Origin of the sequence: Rhodoferax saidenbachensis, from assembly GCF_031457975.1 — a bacterium.
Taxonomy (GTDB): Bacteria; Pseudomonadota; Gammaproteobacteria; order Burkholderiales; family Burkholderiaceae_C; genus Allorhodoferax; species Allorhodoferax saidenbachensis_A.
Genome location: NZ_JAVDXO010000006.1, coordinates 1 through 14,542, shown reverse-complemented (window position 1 = coordinate 14,542; position 14,542 = coordinate 1). Strand labels below are relative to the sequence as shown.

At 61.5% G+C, this 14,542-nt stretch carries 19 protein-coding genes and 1 pseudogene; 5 read left to right on the top strand and 15 right to left on the bottom strand.

The genetic code is table 11. From position 1 onward, the window contains the following. Positions 1-34: 34 nt before the first annotated feature. Positions 35-967 carry a family 2A encapsulin nanocompartment shell protein gene (locus J2X15_RS13345; RefSeq protein ID WP_310343646.1) on the bottom strand — a complete coding sequence of 311 codons (933 nt, stop codon included), beginning with the start codon at positions 965-967 and terminating at the stop codon, positions 35-37. A 79-nt stretch (positions 968-1,046) separates the two neighbouring features. Next, on the bottom strand, positions 1,047-1,358 hold the full coding sequence (locus J2X15_RS13340; RefSeq protein WP_409034286.1) for a helix-turn-helix domain-containing protein: 312 nt from the start codon (positions 1,356-1,358) through the stop codon (positions 1,047-1,049). Here J2X15_RS13340 and J2X15_RS21255 point away from each other — a divergent pair. Together J2X15_RS21255 and J2X15_RS13335 are read left to right on the top strand one after the other, a co-directional pair. Next, positions 1,312-1,494 carry a hypothetical protein gene (locus J2X15_RS21255; protein ID WP_409034285.1) on the top strand — a complete coding sequence of 61 codons (183 nt, stop codon included), beginning with the start codon at positions 1,312-1,314 and terminating at the stop codon, positions 1,492-1,494. The genes J2X15_RS13340 and J2X15_RS21255 overlap by 47 nt on opposite strands. A 196-nt stretch (positions 1,495-1,690) precedes the next feature. After that, positions 1,691-2,131, top strand: coding sequence for a nuclear transport factor 2 family protein (locus J2X15_RS13335; protein ID WP_310343641.1), 441 nt, complete (start codon positions 1,691-1,693; stop codon positions 2,129-2,131). 205 nt (positions 2,132-2,336) lie between these two features. On the opposite strand, the gene J2X15_RS13330 is transcribed toward J2X15_RS13335, so the two are convergent. From J2X15_RS13330 to tauD, 11 genes and pseudogenes are all read right to left on the bottom strand, one after another. Beyond that, positions 2,337-2,546, bottom strand: coding sequence for a hypothetical protein (locus tag J2X15_RS13330; protein WP_310343639.1), 210 nt, complete (start codon positions 2,544-2,546; stop codon positions 2,337-2,339). Between the two features lie 30 nt (positions 2,547-2,576). Then, a complete protein-coding gene (locus J2X15_RS13325) occupies positions 2,577-3,170 on the bottom strand; it encodes a hypothetical protein (protein ID WP_310343637.1) in 594 nt (197 codons plus the stop codon). A gap of 143 nt (positions 3,171-3,313) precedes the next feature. After that, positions 3,314-4,591: a S8 family peptidase gene (locus tag J2X15_RS13320; RefSeq protein ID WP_310343635.1), complete on the bottom strand. Its 1,278-nt coding sequence runs from the start codon at positions 4,589-4,591 to the stop codon at positions 3,314-3,316. Beyond that, complete coding sequence (locus J2X15_RS13315) at positions 4,588-5,268, bottom strand: anti-sigma factor (RefSeq protein ID WP_310343634.1); 681 nt, start codon at positions 5,266-5,268, stop codon at positions 4,588-4,590. Before J2X15_RS13315 ends, J2X15_RS13320 begins: the two co-directional genes overlap by 4 nt. After that, the gene (locus tag J2X15_RS13310; RefSeq protein ID WP_310343631.1) at positions 5,265-5,858 is read right to left on the bottom strand and encodes an RNA polymerase sigma factor; all 594 of its coding nucleotides are present in this window, start codon (positions 5,856-5,858) and stop codon (positions 5,265-5,267) included. Before J2X15_RS13310 ends, J2X15_RS13315 begins: the two co-directional genes overlap by 4 nt. 132 nt (positions 5,859-5,990) lie before the next feature. Further along, the gene (locus tag J2X15_RS13305) at positions 5,991-6,698 is read right to left on the bottom strand and encodes a TorF family putative porin (protein ID WP_310343629.1); all 708 of its coding nucleotides are present in this window, start codon (positions 6,696-6,698) and stop codon (positions 5,991-5,993) included. Between the two features lie 8 nt (positions 6,699-6,706). Beyond that, a pseudogene (locus tag J2X15_RS13300) lies at positions 6,707-7,187 on the bottom strand (hypothetical protein); the annotation flags it as partial. Between the two features lie 57 nt (positions 7,188-7,244). Further along, positions 7,245-7,517 carry a helix-turn-helix domain-containing protein gene (locus J2X15_RS13295; RefSeq protein ID WP_310343627.1) on the bottom strand — a complete coding sequence of 91 codons (273 nt, stop codon included), beginning with the start codon at positions 7,515-7,517 and terminating at the stop codon, positions 7,245-7,247. Further along, a complete protein-coding gene (gene epsC / locus J2X15_RS13290; RefSeq protein ID WP_310343625.1) occupies positions 7,514-8,446 on the bottom strand; it encodes a serine O-acetyltransferase EpsC in 933 nt (310 codons plus the stop codon). The genes J2X15_RS13295 and epsC overlap by 4 nt, the downstream gene beginning before the upstream one ends. 11 nt (positions 8,447-8,457) lie before the next feature. Further along, on the bottom strand, positions 8,458-8,925 hold the full coding sequence (locus tag J2X15_RS13285; RefSeq protein WP_310343623.1) for a rhodanese-like domain-containing protein: 468 nt from the start codon (positions 8,923-8,925) through the stop codon (positions 8,458-8,460). A 156-nt stretch (positions 8,926-9,081) separates the two neighbouring features. Continuing rightward, positions 9,082-9,915 (bottom strand): taurine dioxygenase, encoded by an 834-nt coding sequence (gene tauD / locus J2X15_RS13280; RefSeq protein WP_310343621.1) that lies wholly within the window; start codon positions 9,913-9,915, stop codon positions 9,082-9,084. Positions 9,916-10,054: 139 nt separating this feature from the next. Here tauD and tauA point away from each other — a divergent pair, with 139 nt between their 5' ends. Genes tauA through J2X15_RS13265 form a run of 3 tightly spaced genes read left to right on the top strand, consistent with a single transcriptional unit; the run spans position 10,055 to position 12,765 of the window. Beyond that, complete coding sequence (gene tauA, locus J2X15_RS13275; protein WP_310343619.1) at positions 10,055-11,077, top strand: taurine ABC transporter substrate-binding protein; 1,023 nt, start codon at positions 10,055-10,057, stop codon at positions 11,075-11,077. Between the two features lie 18 nt (positions 11,078-11,095). Further along, entirely contained in the window at positions 11,096-11,896 is an 801-nt protein-coding gene (locus J2X15_RS13270) for a taurine ABC transporter ATP-binding protein (protein WP_310343618.1), read from the top strand. Continuing rightward, complete coding sequence (locus J2X15_RS13265; RefSeq protein WP_310343617.1) at positions 11,893-12,765, top strand: ABC transporter permease subunit; 873 nt, start codon at positions 11,893-11,895, stop codon at positions 12,763-12,765. The genes J2X15_RS13270 and J2X15_RS13265 overlap by 4 nt, the downstream gene beginning before the upstream one ends. 83 nt (positions 12,766-12,848) lie before the next feature. Here the strand turns inward: J2X15_RS13265 and J2X15_RS13260 are convergent, their stop codons facing one another. Together J2X15_RS13260 and J2X15_RS13255 are read right to left on the bottom strand one after the other, a co-directional pair. After that, positions 12,849-12,995 carry a hypothetical protein gene (locus J2X15_RS13260; protein WP_310343615.1) on the bottom strand — a complete coding sequence of 49 codons (147 nt, stop codon included), beginning with the start codon at positions 12,993-12,995 and terminating at the stop codon, positions 12,849-12,851. Positions 12,996-13,111: 116 nt separating this feature from the next. Then, a complete protein-coding gene (locus J2X15_RS13255; RefSeq protein WP_310343613.1) occupies positions 13,112-14,173 on the bottom strand; it encodes a hypothetical protein in 1,062 nt (353 codons plus the stop codon). Between the last annotated feature and the right edge of the window lie 369 nt (positions 14,174-14,542).

The following is a 14,542-nucleotide window of genomic DNA, read 5'->3' as shown; positions in this document are numbered from 1 at the left end:
TCGGAGGGGAAGTACCTAAAGTGCTCACAGCGTATTACTTGTAGGTATCTGGGTAGTCGTGGTACTTGTTGATTTCCACGTCGTCCAGCACAGCCACAGCGTCGGGCGTGAGCACGGCTAGCGAGCAATACAGGGAAATCAGGTAGCTGGAAATCGCCTGGTCGTTGATGCCCATGAAGCGCACCGACAGGCCGGGGCTTTGTTCGCCTGGCAGGCCGGGCTGGTACAGACCAACCACGCCCTGGCGCTTGTCGCCCACACGGATCAACAAAATCTTGCTCTTGCCGTCGGCCACGGGCACCTTGTCCGAAGGGATCAAGGGAATGCCGCGCCAGGTGATGAACTGCGAGCCAAACAGGCTGATGGTGGGAGGAGGCGTACCGCGGCGGGTGGCTTCGCGGCCGAAGGCGGCGATGGTCAGCGGGTGCGCCAGGAAGAAGGCGGGCTCTTTCCAGACCTTGGTCAGCAGCTCGTCCAGGTCGTCCGGTGTGGGCGCGCCAGTCAGCGGGAAGATGCGTTGTTCATCGGTCACTTGCGACAACAGGCCGTAGTCGGGGTTGTTGATGAGCTCGCTTTCCTGGTTTTCCTTGATGGTCTCAATCGTCAGGCGCAGTTGTTCCTTGATCTGGTCGTGCGGGCTGCTGTACAGGTCGGACACGCGGGTGTGCACATCGAGGATGGTGCTGACGGCGTTCAGAAAGAACTCACGGGGCTTTTCGTCGTAGTTGACGAAGGTGCGGGGCAACTGGTTTTCGGTCTGGCGTGCGGTGCAGGTGACCTTGATGGACTCCGGGTCCTTGACGGTGTTCAGGCGGAAGATGCCAGCTTCGACGGGCACCCACTGCAGCAGGTGCGTGAGCCAGCGTGGCGAGATCGTGGAGAGCTGCGCCGTGGTTTTGGTGGCGTTGGCTAGTTGCCGTGCGGCGTTGTCGCCCAGCGTGGTCAGGGCGGCGGGGGTGCTGGTCATGGAAGTCCTTGGTGTGTGACAGGGAAGAGAGGGTTAGACAAAAGGGTCTGCGGCAGTATCCAAATTGCGCGCCCCGCGCTCAACAGGCTATAGCCGTCAATTTGATGCGCTGCACAAAACGGCTGTTGGCCGTGGCCTCGCACTCTTGCAGCAGGCCAGACGCCGAGATGTCCAGCGCGGTGGAGAGCTTCTGGATGGTGACCAACGACGACACGACCTGGCCGCGCTCGATCTCGCCCACGTAGGAGCGGTTGAGGTCCGAGCGTTCGGCCAGTTGCTCTTGCGAGAGGCCGCGCCAGCAGCAACTCGCCCTGACCGCCCGCGAGACCGAGGTACTGGCCCTGGTGGCCCAGGGGCTGACCAGCAAGGCGATTGCCCGGGCGCTGGACATTGTTCGCGCACCGTGGATGAGCACCGGGCGAACATCCGCCAACGCTTTGGGCAGGACAGCGGCGCGGCTTTGCTGCGGTTTGCGATGGAGGACTGCGGCGGGAAGCAGTAGTGCGGCCATTGCCCAGCACCGATAGAAGGCTTGCATGGTGGCCCGTCGACCCACCACTTGATCGAGTAAGGCAACACTAATGTGCAGATTAACGTGTATTTCTGCGCGATTATTGAAACTAAAGTGCCTCCAACGCTGATGCGATGTCGTCACCGCGCTTTAGCGAAGGGCCAGTGAAATCGTCAGCGATTTATCCATAGCAAGCCCAACAGGAATCAACCATGAAACCCTTTAAAACTCTCCTCGTCGCCGCATCCTTGGTGGCCCTCTTCTCTACCAGCGCGTTTGCCCAGACCAACAAGGAAATCGTGGTGGCAGGTATGAAAGGCCTGTTCATCACACGCGATGCATCGGTCATCGACAAATACTGGTCACCCGACTACGTCCAGCACAACCCTATGGTGCCTAACGGCTCTGCTGTTTTGAAGGGCTTTGTGAGCAATTTCGGGCCAGACTTCAAGTACGAGCCCGGCATGGTGGTGGCGGAAGGCGACCTGGTCATGATGCATGGCCGCTACACCGGCATAGGCCCCAAAGCCATGATTGGTGTGGATATCTTCCGCTTGGCCAATGGAAAAATTGTGGAGCACTGGGACATCTTGCAAGAAGAAGTCGTCAAGACCGTCAGCGGCAACCTCATGTTCTCCAACCCGCAAAAGTAAGAAGATGCCAGGATTGCAGTTCGTGCCAACGTGGCGTGTACTGCACCCCGATGCGTAAGGCGATGGACACCATGACCCTGCTTCAACAAGTGCTGCAACACCTGCACGCCGGGCGCTGGAACGCTGCGCACGATCTGGTGCAGTAGGATGGCTCCCCCTTGGATAGCATGATGACCAGCGTGTTGGGTAGCGTGCCTGTCACCAGTTAGTAGCGCAGGTGCAGCCGGTCCCACGGCAGTCGGTCGCGCAAGGCCCACAGTGCCAGGGCCAGCACCAGGCCGGCGCCGGCCGATATCAGCAGCGACCAGAACAGCGGCGTGATGCCAGCAGTCCCGGCCAGCTTGCCCAGGGGGATGTTCAGGCCTAACAGGCCACCGGTGGTCCGCAGCAGGGGCAGGGGGCGTTTTATATGCACCCACAGCCTATAAGAGCCTGATCGAACCTTTTAGTCGCTGCTGAACTCCATGACCGACACCAGGCTGCGTTTGAAGTGGTACTGGCGCAGTGTGCTGAGCAGCACCATGCTCCCCACCGCCGTGACGGCGATCAAGCCCAGGTAGATAGACAAGACGTACTGGAACGAAACCGTGTTGTTCCAAGAGCGGGCAATCCCCAGGAATGCGGCAAACAGCCAGGAAACCGACGACATGCTGGCAAACAAGCTGAGGCCCAGCATGGTGCGAAAAGGCAGGGCCAGAAAGGGTGTTGTGCGCAGCATGTGCGGGAAGGCGAAGCGGTGCATCAGCACGCCATTGAGGGTCAGCGCGCTGACGGTGACGAACTTCATCCAGAGTTTTTCATTCTCCAGATAGTGCGGGTTGCCGGCGTAGCCCAGATAGACCAGTCCCACGCCTGTGAGCCACAGGAACTGCAAGGCATGGGTCATGGTGATCTTGGTGCGCAGCAGCTCTGCGGTGCGTTCGGCTGTGGGGGACAGGTGCACGAAGCGGAGAAACCGGAAGTCGTACTCCAGCATTTTGCCGACGGCCACGGCCATGGCAAGAAGGTGGAGGTACACGAGAATATTCTTGATCAACATGTGTGGCGTTCCTAAGGTTGGACTCAGTCGTGCTGTAGTCATGTCCGTAGGTGCCAAGCGCGCGGCGGCCGGTTGCAAGCGGGAGAAGAAGTTTTAGAAAAAAACCATCTCCATAGAAAAAATCAATACTGTCGCGCCCGGGTTCAACGGTTCAGGGCTTGCGTCTGGCGTGAGCGCAGGTTGAGCAGCGCGCGCTCCGCGTCGACCTGCGGTGTGCTGCTGCGGGCCAAAATATCCAGAATGTCGGTGCGTTCCAACTGGGGTGCCTGGGACCATAACAGGGCGACCAAGCCACTGACATGGGCCGCGGCCATCGACGAGCCGCTAGCAAAATCGTAGCGCCCACCGGGCTCCAGGGTCAGGATGTCACGCCCTGGCGCGCACAGGGCATCGTTAGGCGGTGCCAGCATGCCATTCACGCCGTTCATACCCACCACGACCACGCCCGCCACACCGGACGGGAAGCCGCTCAACTGCTGGTTGGAGGGCAAGGCTGTCACCACCAACCGGCCTTGCTTCAAGAGTTGCGCCAGCAACTGGTTGAGCAATTCATCGGGTGGCCCGCCCAGGCTCATGTTGATGATTCTGGCGTCGGATTGCAGCACCTCGACCAGCGCCTTGGCCAGGGTGAACGAGTTGCAGCGGGCACCGGTTCCCGCAGGGGGATACCAACATGCCTTGTACAGCCTGAGTCTGGCTCCGGGGGCCATACCGACAATGCCCTGGCCGTTGTTGCCTGCAGCCCCAATGATGCCCAGCACTTCGGTGCCATGCCGGTCCTGCAAGAAGGCAGCTTCGTTTTTATCCACCAGGTTGCTGCTGGAGTCGATGCGGCCTTGCAGGTCGGGGTGTTTGGTGTTGGCGCCGGTATCGATGACGGCAATGCGCACATCCTTGCCCACGCTGATCTGGTGGGCCTGGGCTGCATGGGTCTCCACAAAGCCCCGTTGCAACAGCACATAGGGATCGTTGTAAGAGACGCCCGACAGGGGTTCGGAGTGGGTTTCAAAGTCCTGTAGCGCCTGCACCAGGCTGACCCGCTTGTCGCGCGACAAAACGGCCATCAACTCTTCGCGCTGGGCACCAGGCGGTATTTCAAACACCACGCAATGCAGCCCCAGCGAGGGAATGGGCCAGCCCGAAGCTTCGCGCAGCGCATATTCCTTGGCCAGTGCGGCCATGGTTTGGGCGGCCCTGCTGCCTACGACGTAACGTGGTGGCGCGCCATAGCCTGACAGGCTGGTGCCCACACGGCTGGAGATGCTCTCCAGCGGATTGGCTACCGCCAGCACAATGTAGCGGCTGCTGTCCCGGCGCATGCGGGCTTCTTCGGCAGCCGGGTCGGGCAGCGTTGTACAGGCTGACAGCAGCAGCCCCATGCCTGCGAACAGAGCCCAGCGGAACCACGCGCCAGGCTTCATGGCCGTCCTTCGGTCGGCTCGGCCATCACGATGCCCGGTAGCTTGCGCAGGCGCTTCAGGGTATCGGCACTACTGCGCTTGTCGGCCAAAGCCAGGGTGTAGGCCCCGACGGCATTCGGGCCATCCACGACTTGCAGTTGCTCGGTGCGTAGCAGTTCGCCCCATTGGGCCAGCGTGGTGTGCGGGTCGGGTACCACCTGGATGCGCACCGCCGTGGGCGCGGTAGCGCCAGTGGCCGCTGGCACGGTCTGGCTGAGGGTGCGGTAGTTTTCATCGTGCGCCGACCAGGGAGAGGTGATGCTCCCCCACCAGCCCAGCACCGGCAGCAACACGGCGGCAGCCATGGCCGCCCCCCACCAGGGGGCGCTGCGCCGACGCGGTGCCACGGCCGGCTGCGCTGCGGCCACCGGGCTGGGTTGGTCGCACAGTTGGTCCAGATCGATGCGGTTGAGCAGGCGCTGCAGGCCCGCGTCGATATCCAGGGCGGCTACTGGGGCCAAGGCCACGGTCTGCTGTAGCTGTTGCTGGTACGCCCATTCACGCTGGCAGTCTTCGCAATGCGGCATATGCTGCGCCACAGCCTCTTCTTGCTCGCGGGTGGCTTGCCCGTTCAGCACCCAAGGCAAAGCGTCCCAGGCTAGGAAATGGTCGCGTTCTTGGATGGGTTCTTGGTTCATACGATGGCCCCGTCGCCGGTTCGCCCGGCATGGGGGGTAGCTAAGGTGGGTAGTAGATTGCGCAGCTTGACGCGTGCGTGGAACATGCGCGCCTTCACCGTGCTGACGGGGCACTGCATGATGGCCGAGATTTCTTCCAGCGAATGGCCGTTGCCATAGGCCAGATCCAAGGTCAACGCCTGCTCCGCATTGAGGTGCTCAAGGCCCTTGCCCAGCCAGTTGCGCAACTCTCTATCGGCCTGGGGGTCTGTGCTTTCCTGCGCCAGGCGGGGCTCCCCGTCGTCCACGGTATCCAGCCCACCCTCCTGGCGCAGGGCCTTGAGAGTGCAGCGGTAGGCAATGCCCATGATCCAGGTGGACACACGCGATTCGCCGCGAAACTCGGCCGCCTTTTGCCAGACGATCCAGAAACAGTCGTTGATGACTTCTTCAATCAAGTCGTTGCGCCGTGTCAAGCGCGACAAGAACCGGTTGAGCCGCCTGTGGTAGCCGCGGTACAAGCCGGCCAAAGCGGCGCGATCGGCAGCCGCCACCTGGCGCACGAGGAGGATGTCCTCGGCGTCTGTGTCGGCGTAAAGAGAGGGAGGCATGGACTTGCTGGGGTTGGTGTGTAGACCCGTGAGTGCACTTTGGCGCCAAAAAAGTTACGCCACCAGAGGGAAAAACTTAAACCCAGGCCAAATAAGTCCGGCCGTGCGGGCTGCGACCACCCCCGTGCAGCCTCAAAAAGACCGTGCCAGCAGCACGGACCAGTGTCGTGCGGCGTTGTTGCCAAATACCGTGACCGCCCGCCAGTCGGTATGTAGATAGCTGACTTCGGCCCGCCACGGCCCCTGGCTCCAGGCGGTGCCAACCTGCCCATAGAGGTAGCCGCCGTCGTGGTCCAACTGGGCCTGTCCTATGCCTGACAGCAGCGAGACATGCTCTGCCAAGGGCCAGCGCAGGTTCATTTCAGCCGTCCAGTGTGGACGCGGCCGGCCCGGCGCCGGAATTCTGTACTGGTGGCCGGTCAGGCTCAAGGCCAGCATATCGCGGTAGCCCCAGGAGGCGCCGGCTTCGAGGTGGTCAAACATCTTCAAACCGGGGTCGGAGGGGTAACAGTAATACAGCGCATTGGCCTGCATTTGCCAATCGTTGCTCAGCAGCCATTCATAGCTGCCGCGCACCAACACCTGGCTGGGATTGGAGGCCCCGGCCTGCACACCGACAGCCAGCCCGGTGGACCAGCCGGATGTGTCGTACAGCGTGACTTGCGCCTGGGCGATGGGACGGTTTGACCCTATCACTATTCCCCGGTCAATGAGGCTGGAGCTGATGGCGACTTCGCCCGCCACACTGCGTGTCTGCGCCGATGCTGCAAAACCGAGCAGTTGCAATGCCGAGATCGCGCACTGAGCGGCGAGCTTGTAGCGATGGGGGAGCGTCGTCATGGACCGAGTTTACAAAAGCCGATGCTGTAGCCGGGCTGTACCGCGTAGGCGGCACCAAAGATGGTGGTGACCACCGGAATCACGTTTATCAGCGAGCAGCACATCACCCGCAGCATGTCACGCCAGCTCCCGGTGATGGCCTGCACGAACGGCGTCCCGCGCGTCTTGCAGGTTGAAGCTCGCATAAATGCCGCACCACCCGAACGGTGCGTGCTCCAGGAGCATCGAGCCGACGCCCACAGGCCGAGCGGCAGGCCAACGGCCGCGGTCGAAAAGCCCTTCAGGAACATGCCAATGATCAGTACCTTCTTTCACACCCTGGGTGTCGCCCTCGGGGAAAATCTACGCCGCCGCGGTGGAGTAGATGAATAAATCGTAGTACTCCAGCGTCGAGCCGATCAAGCCCTGGCGAGTTGCCGTGCGGCGTTGTCGCCCAGCGTGGTCAGGGCGGCGGGGGTGCTGGTCATGGAGGTCCTTGGTGTGTGACAGGGAAGAGAGGGTTAGACAAAAGGGTCTGCGGCAGTATCCAAATTGCGCGCCCCGCGCTCAACAGGCTATAGCCGTCAATTTGATGCGCTGCACAAAACGGCTGTTGGCCGTGGCTTCGCACTCTTGCAGCAGGCCAGACGCCGAGATGTCCAGCGCGTTGGAGAGTTTCTGGATGGTGACCAACGACGACACGACCTGGCCGCGCTCGATCTCGCCCACGTAGGAGCGGTTGAGGTCCGAGCGTTCGGCCAGTTGCTCTTGCGAGAGGCCTCGCGTGGCACGCATGCGGCGAACCGCAATGCCAAAGTTTTCCAGCAGTTGTTCGCTCATGCGGCCACCGGCTCTGCGTGGGTGTCGTGGCGGCCGTCATGTTGGTGCAGGGCCTGGGTGATGTGGCTGCCAGGCGCCACGCTGTGCGTGAGCCAGACATTGCCGCCAATGGTTGCGCCCTTGCCGATGGTGATGCGGCCCAACACGGTAGCGCCGGCGTAGATCACCACGTCGTCTTCCACGATGGGGTGGCGTGCCAGGCCCTTGTGCAGCGTACCGTCGGAATCGGCCGAGAAACGCTTGGCGCCCAGCGTCACGGCCTGGTACAGGCGCACGCGCTGGCCGATGACGGCGGTCTCGCCAATCACCACGCCGGTGCCATGGTCGATAAAGAAGCCTGGCCCGATGTGGGCACCGGGGTGGATGTCGATGCCGGTTTGGCTGTGCGACAGCTCGGCAATGATGCGGGCCAACAGCGGCAACCCCAGCAGGTACAGCTTGTGCGCCAGCCGGTGGTGGATGATGGCCAGCACACCGGGGTAGCACAGCAGCACTTCGTCCACGCTGCGGGCGGCGGGGTCGCCCTGGTAGGCGGCCAGCACATCGCTGTCCAGCAGGGTGCGGATGCGCGGCAGCTCGGTGGCCAATGCACGTGTTACTTGCAGGGCCTGGGCCTCCACATCGGCATCCTGTCCGGTTTGCTGGCGGGCCACGTATTTCAGCTCCAGCCGCACCTGGTCCAGCAGGCCGTGCAGCGCCGTCTCCAGCGTGGTGCCCACGTAGAAGTCTTCACCCTCGGGGTACAGGTCGGGCGGGCCCAGGCGCAGCGGGAACAGCGCGCCTTTGAGGTTTTCCACAATATGGTTCAGCGCCTCGCGCGAGGGGAACTCGCGCCCACCGGGCTCCAGCGCCCGCTTTTGCGATTCGCGCCACTGCTGGCGCACTGCGCGCAGGGACGCCACGATCTCGGGTGTGTCAAAAATGGCCATGGTGGTGGGTCTCAGTCCTGGATCCAGGGCAGTTGGTGGAAGCGCCAGCCGTCTTCGGTGCCGCGGTGGTTGTGGGCGTCGATCTCGCCTTCAAAGCCTTCGAGCACATTGAAGACTTGCGTGAACCCGGCCTTGGTAGCGGCTTCAGCCGCCAGAGCCGAGCGCTTGCCGCTGCGGCACAGCAGCAACACGGGGGTGTCTTTGCCGGTCTTGGCTTCGAGTTCGCGCACAAAGCGCGGGTTGCGGGTCAGGGCCGTGCCCGTGGCCCATGGCACGTGCAGGCTGCCGGGCACATGGCCGACAAATTTGCGTTCTTCGCCGCTGCGCACATCGACCAGCAAGGCCTGTTCTTGCGAGAAAAGCTGCCAGGCCAGGGGCGGTGTTACGCCGCCGGCATAGGGCAGGCCAGTGGCCAGGGCCACGGCGCGGGCGGCCTCCAACGCTTGGGGCAGTGCGGATGTTTCAGACGGGGCTGACATGGTGGGTTTCCTCTCGTTCATCTAGGTGTCTATCGCCAGCAAACTGCGGTTTGCGGTGGCCATGGGGGCACTCTAAAGAGCAAGACTTAGATAACAAACGAATACTTTTTTGCTTGTTAACAACTTAAACATCTGAGGCGGCTTTGTCGGTCACCGTCAGAACGGCGCGTCGCCCAGGATGGTGGCGCGGTGCATCACGCGGCGGTGGGGCAGGTAGTCGGCCGTGGCGTAGTGCTGGGTCAGGCGGTTGTCCCAGAAGGCCAGGTCGTGCTGCTTCCAGCGCCAGCGCACGGTGAATTCGGGCTTGGCCAGGTGCACGCGCAGGAAGGCCAGCACCGCATCGCTCTCGGCCTTGGTCAGTTCCACGATGCGGCTGGTAAAGCCCTCGTTGACGAACAGGCCGCGCTTGCCACTCACCGGGTGGGTGCGCACCACGGGGTGCACCACCTCGGGCGACTTGGCCACCGCGGCCTCCCAAGTTTTGCGTTCTTCAGGCGTGCGCGCATAGCGCCAGGCCGGGAAGGACTGCACAAAGCTGTGCTCGGCATGCAGCGGGTCCAAAAAACTGCGCAGCGGCTCGGACAACGCTTCGTACGCCGCAATGCCGCTGGCCCACAGCGTGTCGCCCCCATGCGGCGGCAGCACGCGCGCCGACAGGATGGCCCCCAGCGGCGGCGTGGTGATGAAGGTCACATCGGTGTGCCAGTTGTCGTTGTCGGGCGGGTTGTCGTTATGCGTGTCCAGCACGATGATCTCGGCCGCCTCGGGGTGCTGGGGGTAGACCGGGTGGATGTGCAGCTCGCCAAAGGCGCGCGCCAGGTCGCGCTGCTGTACCGGGGTGATGGGCTGGTTTTCAAAGAACAGCACATGGTGCTGCAGCAGCGCACTGTGCAGTGCGTCGCGGTCGCTGGTGCGCAGTGGCTGGGTCAGGTCAATGTTGCTGACCAGGGCGCCAATGGCGGGGCCTAGGGGGCGGATGTCGATAGTCATGCGTCCAAGCCTATCGGGCCGGCCTGCGTTTGCTTGCGCGTTATTCGCATTAGCTATGTCAAATTCATTCGACGACACGCACAGGGCATATCAATAAGCTCGATTCCAAGCCCCATAACCCCAATCAAGGAATCGAACCATGCAATTCACCAAAAGACTCTTCACTGCCGCCATTGGCGCTACTTTGCTGGCCGGCGCCAGCCTGGGCTTTGCGGCCGACAAGAAAGTCGTGATCGGTTACCAGACCGACGCGCTGCCGTCGTCTGTGGCCATTGCCAACGGCGACTTTGCCAAAGCCACTGGTTACCAGATTGATTTCCGCAAGTTCAATTCGGGTGCCGATGTGTTCGCCGCCATTGCGTCGGGCGATGTGCAGGTGGGCTATGTGGGCTCCAGCCCTTACGCAGCAGCCACCTCGCGCGGTTTGGACGTGAAGGCCTTCTACCTGGCCTCCATCTCCGGCACTGACGAAGCGCTGGTGGTGCGCAACGGCTCTGGCATCAACTCGATTAAAGACCTGAAGGGCAAGAAGCTGGCCGCCGCGCCCGTGTCCACCGACCATTACCAACTGCTGGCGCTGCTGAAGAGCCAAGGCCTGACCGAAAAAGACGTGCAAGTCTTTGCCATTCCCCAACCCGAAATCGTGGCCGCCTACAACCGCGGTGACATTGACGGCGGTTTTGTCTGGGACCCCGCACTGACCGAACTGAAGAAAAACGGCAAGGTGCTGATCACCTCCAAGGAAGTGGCTGAAAAAGGCGCACCCACCTTCAGCGCCTGGGTCGCCACAGGCGCCTTTGCCAAAGAGAACCCAGCGTTCCTGAAAGCGTATGTCGACGTGATCGAGAAGTACTCCAACTCCTTTGCCAAGGACAAAGCCGCCTGGGGACCTGAGAGCGACAACGCCAAGACGCTGGCCAAGCTGCTGGGTGGCACACCCGCCGACTTCTCCGCCGCGCTGAAGAACCTGAACCTGGTACCGCTGAATGTGCAGGCGTCCGACGCCTGGCTGGGCGGTGGCGAGAAGTCGGGCGTGGCCCGCATCCTGAAGGAAACCGCTAGTTTCCTGAAAGAACAAAAGAAGATCTCCGACGTGCTGCCCAGCTACGCCGCGTTTGTAACCACCTCGGCCCTCGGTGGCGCCGTGGTTGCGCAAAAGTAAGACAAGCAAGTAACGACCATGCTCAGTGTCAAAAACGCCAGCGTCTTCTTTGCGGGCCGCAACGGCCGCCCCGTGCAGGCGCTGGACCGGGTCTCGCTCGACATTCCAGAGCGCGGCTTTGTCGTGGCACTGGGCACCTCGGGCTGCGGCAAGTCCACCTTGCTGAATGCGATGGCGGGCTTCTTGCCGTTGTCTGAAGGCAGCATCACGCTGAATGGTCGCCCCATTGAAAAGCCCGGCGCCGACCGGGGCGTGGTGTTCCAGAAAGACAGCCTGCTGCCCTGGAAAACCGTGGCCGAGAACGTGGCCCTGGGCCTGAAGTTTGCCGGCGCCAGCCGCGCTGAACAGCGCGACCGTGCGCTGGAGCTGCTGCACCTCGTGGGCCTGCAAGACTTTGCGAATGCCGCGCCTTACGAACTGTCGGGCGGCATGCGCCAGCGCGTGGGCCTGGCCCGTGCGCTCGCACCCGACCCGGACATTCTGCTCATGGACGAACCCTTTGGTGCGCTGGACAGCATGACGCGCGAGCAGATGCAGGAGCTGCTGGTGTCGGTCTGGCACCGCACCGGCAAGCAGGTGTTTTTCATCACCCATTCGATTGAAGAAGCGCTGTTCCTCGGCACCCAGCTCATCGTCATGTCACCGCGGCCCGGCCGCATCGTGGCGCGCTTTGACCTGGACTTTGTGAACACCTTTGCGCGTGATGGCGATGCGCGCGCCATCAAGACTGCGCCGAAGTTTGCGCACCTGCGCGAAGAGATACGCGCCATCGTCCACCGCAACGAGCATCAAAGCGAATACCAGGAGGCCATCGCATGAGCGAGCTAGCCATCAAGGCCGCAGCTGCCGGTTTGCAAACTGAGGAGCCGCGCACTCGCAGCCCACAGCCCCGCCTCGTGAAGATGCGCAACTTTGGCATTGGCGAAAAATCCACCGTCACCATCAGTGTGGCCACGGGCGCAGCCCTGTTGTTGCTCTGGTGGGCCATCACCCAGGCCGGTCTGGTGCCCAAGCTGTTTTTACCCACGCCGGCCGAAGTGCTGTCGCTGGGCGTGGAGATATTTCGCGAAGGCTATGCCAATGCCACGCTGTGGGAGCATGTGTCCGCCAGTCTGGGCCGCATCCTGTCGGCCGCCGTCATTGCCGTGGCGCTGGGCATTCCCGTGGGCCTGCTCATGGGTCTGAGCCGCTGGGCCAAAGGCGTGTTCTCCACGCCCATCGAGTTTTACTGGCCACTACCGCCCTTGGCCTACTTGCCGCTCATGATCATCTGGCTGGGCATTGGCGAGACTTCCAAGATCGTGCTGCTGGCGCTGGCCATGTTTGCGCCCGTGGTGTTGTCGGCCCAGGCCGGTGTGCGCTCGCTGCCGCAGGAGCGTGTCAACGCGGCCCTGTCGCTGGGTGCCTCGCGCTGGCAGCTGTTCAAGGACATCGTGCTGCCCTCGGCCCTGCCCGAAATCCTGACCGGCATCCGCATTGCGCTGGGCATGGGCTGGAGCACGCTGGTGGCGGCCGAACTCATCGCGGCCACGCGCGGCATTGGCTACATGATCATGTCGGCATCGCACTTCCTAGCCACCGACGCGGTGTTTGTCGGCATCGCGGTGATTGCGCTGTGCGCCTTCGCGTTCTCCTTCAGCATGCGCCTGGTCGAAGCCTGGCTGGTGCCCTGGAAGGGAAAGCAGTGAGCGCGGGGGTAACTGCCCGAGGGTGATCAAGGTTCCAGGCCCGGCGGGTGACGGCAAGGATGCGCTGCAGATGGCGGTCCATGTCACACCACCTGCACGCGCAACATCAGCAGCTGCGCGGTGCCCGCCGCCAGCGCAACCCACAGCACCGCGCTAAGCAGCGACACCACCAGCTCACGCGGGCTGAAAGGGCTTTCCTGCTGCAGGTCGGCAACATCATGGTCTTGCATCACACACCTCCTGGAAGAATGTTGTTGTGGATGCTTCGATTCTGGTCAGGCCGTCGCCAGAAGGGAACGAATAAAACTGCACGACCAAGTGACTAAAACGCGTAAGGCTTGGGGGGTTAGACGCCATGTCTCACCAAAAAATCCAGATAGGGATCTGGCGGACTGGGCGTTGAAGGCGGCTGTTCGACCTTCCAGGTCACCCTGTGAGTTGGGCCTTTGGTACCGACAATCTTCACTTTTCTTTGAAAGATACTCCACGTCGGCAGGGTAATGCCACCAACCTTTTTCAATTGGAAACTACCTTCGCCCCGCGCGATCATTCGGTGCTGGGGTAAATCCGGTACGGGCTCGTCTATCAGCGTCATGTCCATATCGGCACTGCCACCAAGCTCACAACTCAGATTGAGCGCGCCCCAGTCCACACCGACATTGATCTTGTCAGCCCTCAGGCTCACTTGCAGGTCGTGGCGAGTTTTGTAACGCATGTGCTTTGCCAGATTCTTCGCAAAGAACATAGACGGTGGCACCATGAAATCGCCCATGTAGCGCACGTCGATCAAGTCAACTTTCACGACTATCGATGAGAAGTCCAAGCCGCGCCAAAGAGGCTGATTCGGCTTGGACAGTTGTATTTGCCCACCCATCGAGCCCCAGTCGTAAACACCCGGCTCGCCTTGCCCCAGTTCATGCTGTCCATGCACGCTGGTTTCTATGCAACCGAAGGTGCCTGACAGTTTGTTGGTCGCAAGTGTTTTGAAGAAGATTTTCTGCTTTCGCTTCGGCGCAATGAAGGTGTAGCCCAGTGGAACGTCGAACATCTGAATCGCCGTATCAACCCTGCCCGCTGGATCGTTGATGAGGCTGTTGAACTGCAAGCGGCTTGCACCTTCGTAAGTAGGAGTCCAGTTCCAAAACACGGAGGATGGCAAATTCACACCAAACTTAAGTGTTTTGAGGTAATCAACCACAGGGTCTCTTTTTCGGCCCGCAAAATTGACCATCGCCGCTAGGGCGCAAAGCACCGGATATTGGGCGGTCTGGTACATCCGACCGAATAAACGTTCCATCACCAGATCTACGGTCGCTACCGGCAAACCCGGCGGTCGAACCGCCACGCGCTTTTCTGGCCCCATTTTGATCAAGGGGTTGAAGGTGAAGCTTGTAGGTGTGCGACACATGGGGCATCGCAGCTGAGGATTTAGAAAGTAACGGAAGTGGCAATGATGACAGCGGACAAGCATCGGTATGGTCTCCCTGGCCCTCCTGAAGTGGCTTGAGTCCCATGCTCACGCTTCATCCTCAATAGCAGAGGGCTTTGGCTGCGATTCTGATGGCCGCTGGATTGCTTGCCTATCCCCCAAACGGGTGAATCCATGGGTATCTACGAAAGACCGCATCCGATGGTTGATCCACAGTCAGCGCGTATGTCTACTGACACCATGTGCAACTGTCGACCGAGGCTGTGTGAAAACACCTTGAATCTCTCCCCACATTTGCTATGACATATCAAGCCGTGTGGAGGATTGAATATGTCCAGATTCATTGTG

Excerpts from the sequence above, each read along its gene's own strand:
- J2X15_RS13345 (WP_310343646.1), bottom strand. The coding sequence starts at position 967 with ATGACCAGCACCCCCGCCGCCCTGACCACGCTGGGCGACAACGCCGCA.
- J2X15_RS13340 (WP_409034286.1), bottom strand. The coding sequence starts at position 1,358 with ATGTCCAGCGCCCGGGCAATCGCCTTGCTGGTCAGCCCCTGGGCCACC.
- J2X15_RS13335 (WP_310343641.1), top strand. The coding sequence starts at position 1,691 with ATGAAACCCTTTAAAACTCTCCTCGTCGCCGCATCCTTGGTGGCCCTC.
- J2X15_RS13325 (WP_310343637.1), bottom strand. The coding sequence starts at position 3,170 with ATGTTGATCAAGAATATTCTCGTGTACCTCCACCTTCTTGCCATGGCC.
- J2X15_RS13320 (WP_310343635.1), bottom strand. The coding sequence starts at position 4,591 with ATGAAGCCTGGCGCGTGGTTCCGCTGGGCTCTGTTCGCAGGCATGGGG.
- J2X15_RS13315 (WP_310343634.1), bottom strand. The coding sequence starts at position 5,268 with ATGAACCAAGAACCCATCCAAGAACGCGACCATTTCCTAGCCTGGGAC.
- J2X15_RS13310 (WP_310343631.1), bottom strand. The coding sequence starts at position 5,858 with ATGCCTCCCTCTCTTTACGCCGACACAGACGCCGAGGACATCCTCCTC.
- J2X15_RS13305 (WP_310343629.1), bottom strand. The coding sequence starts at position 6,698 with ATGACGACGCTCCCCCATCGCTACAAGCTCGCCGCTCAGTGCGCGATC.
- J2X15_RS13295 (WP_310343627.1), bottom strand. The coding sequence starts at position 7,517 with ATGAGCGAACAACTGCTGGAAAACTTTGGCATTGCGGTTCGCCGCATG.
- epsC (WP_310343625.1), bottom strand. The coding sequence starts at position 8,446 with ATGGCCATTTTTGACACACCCGAGATCGTGGCGTCCCTGCGCGCAGTG.
- J2X15_RS13285 (WP_310343623.1), bottom strand. The coding sequence starts at position 8,925 with ATGTCAGCCCCGTCTGAAACATCCGCACTGCCCCAAGCGTTGGAGGCC.
- tauD (WP_310343621.1), bottom strand. The coding sequence starts at position 9,915 with ATGACTATCGACATCCGCCCCCTAGGCCCCGCCATTGGCGCCCTGGTC.
- tauA (WP_310343619.1), top strand. The coding sequence starts at position 10,055 with ATGCAATTCACCAAAAGACTCTTCACTGCCGCCATTGGCGCTACTTTG.
- J2X15_RS13270 (WP_310343618.1), top strand. The coding sequence starts at position 11,096 with ATGCTCAGTGTCAAAAACGCCAGCGTCTTCTTTGCGGGCCGCAACGGC.
- J2X15_RS13265 (WP_310343617.1), top strand. The coding sequence starts at position 11,893 with ATGAGCGAGCTAGCCATCAAGGCCGCAGCTGCCGGTTTGCAAACTGAG.
- J2X15_RS13260 (WP_310343615.1), bottom strand. The coding sequence starts at position 12,995 with ATGCAAGACCATGATGTTGCCGACCTGCAGCAGGAAAGCCCTTTCAGC.
- J2X15_RS13255 (WP_310343613.1), bottom strand. The coding sequence starts at position 14,173 with ATGTGTCGCACACCTACAAGCTTCACCTTCAACCCCTTGATCAAAATG.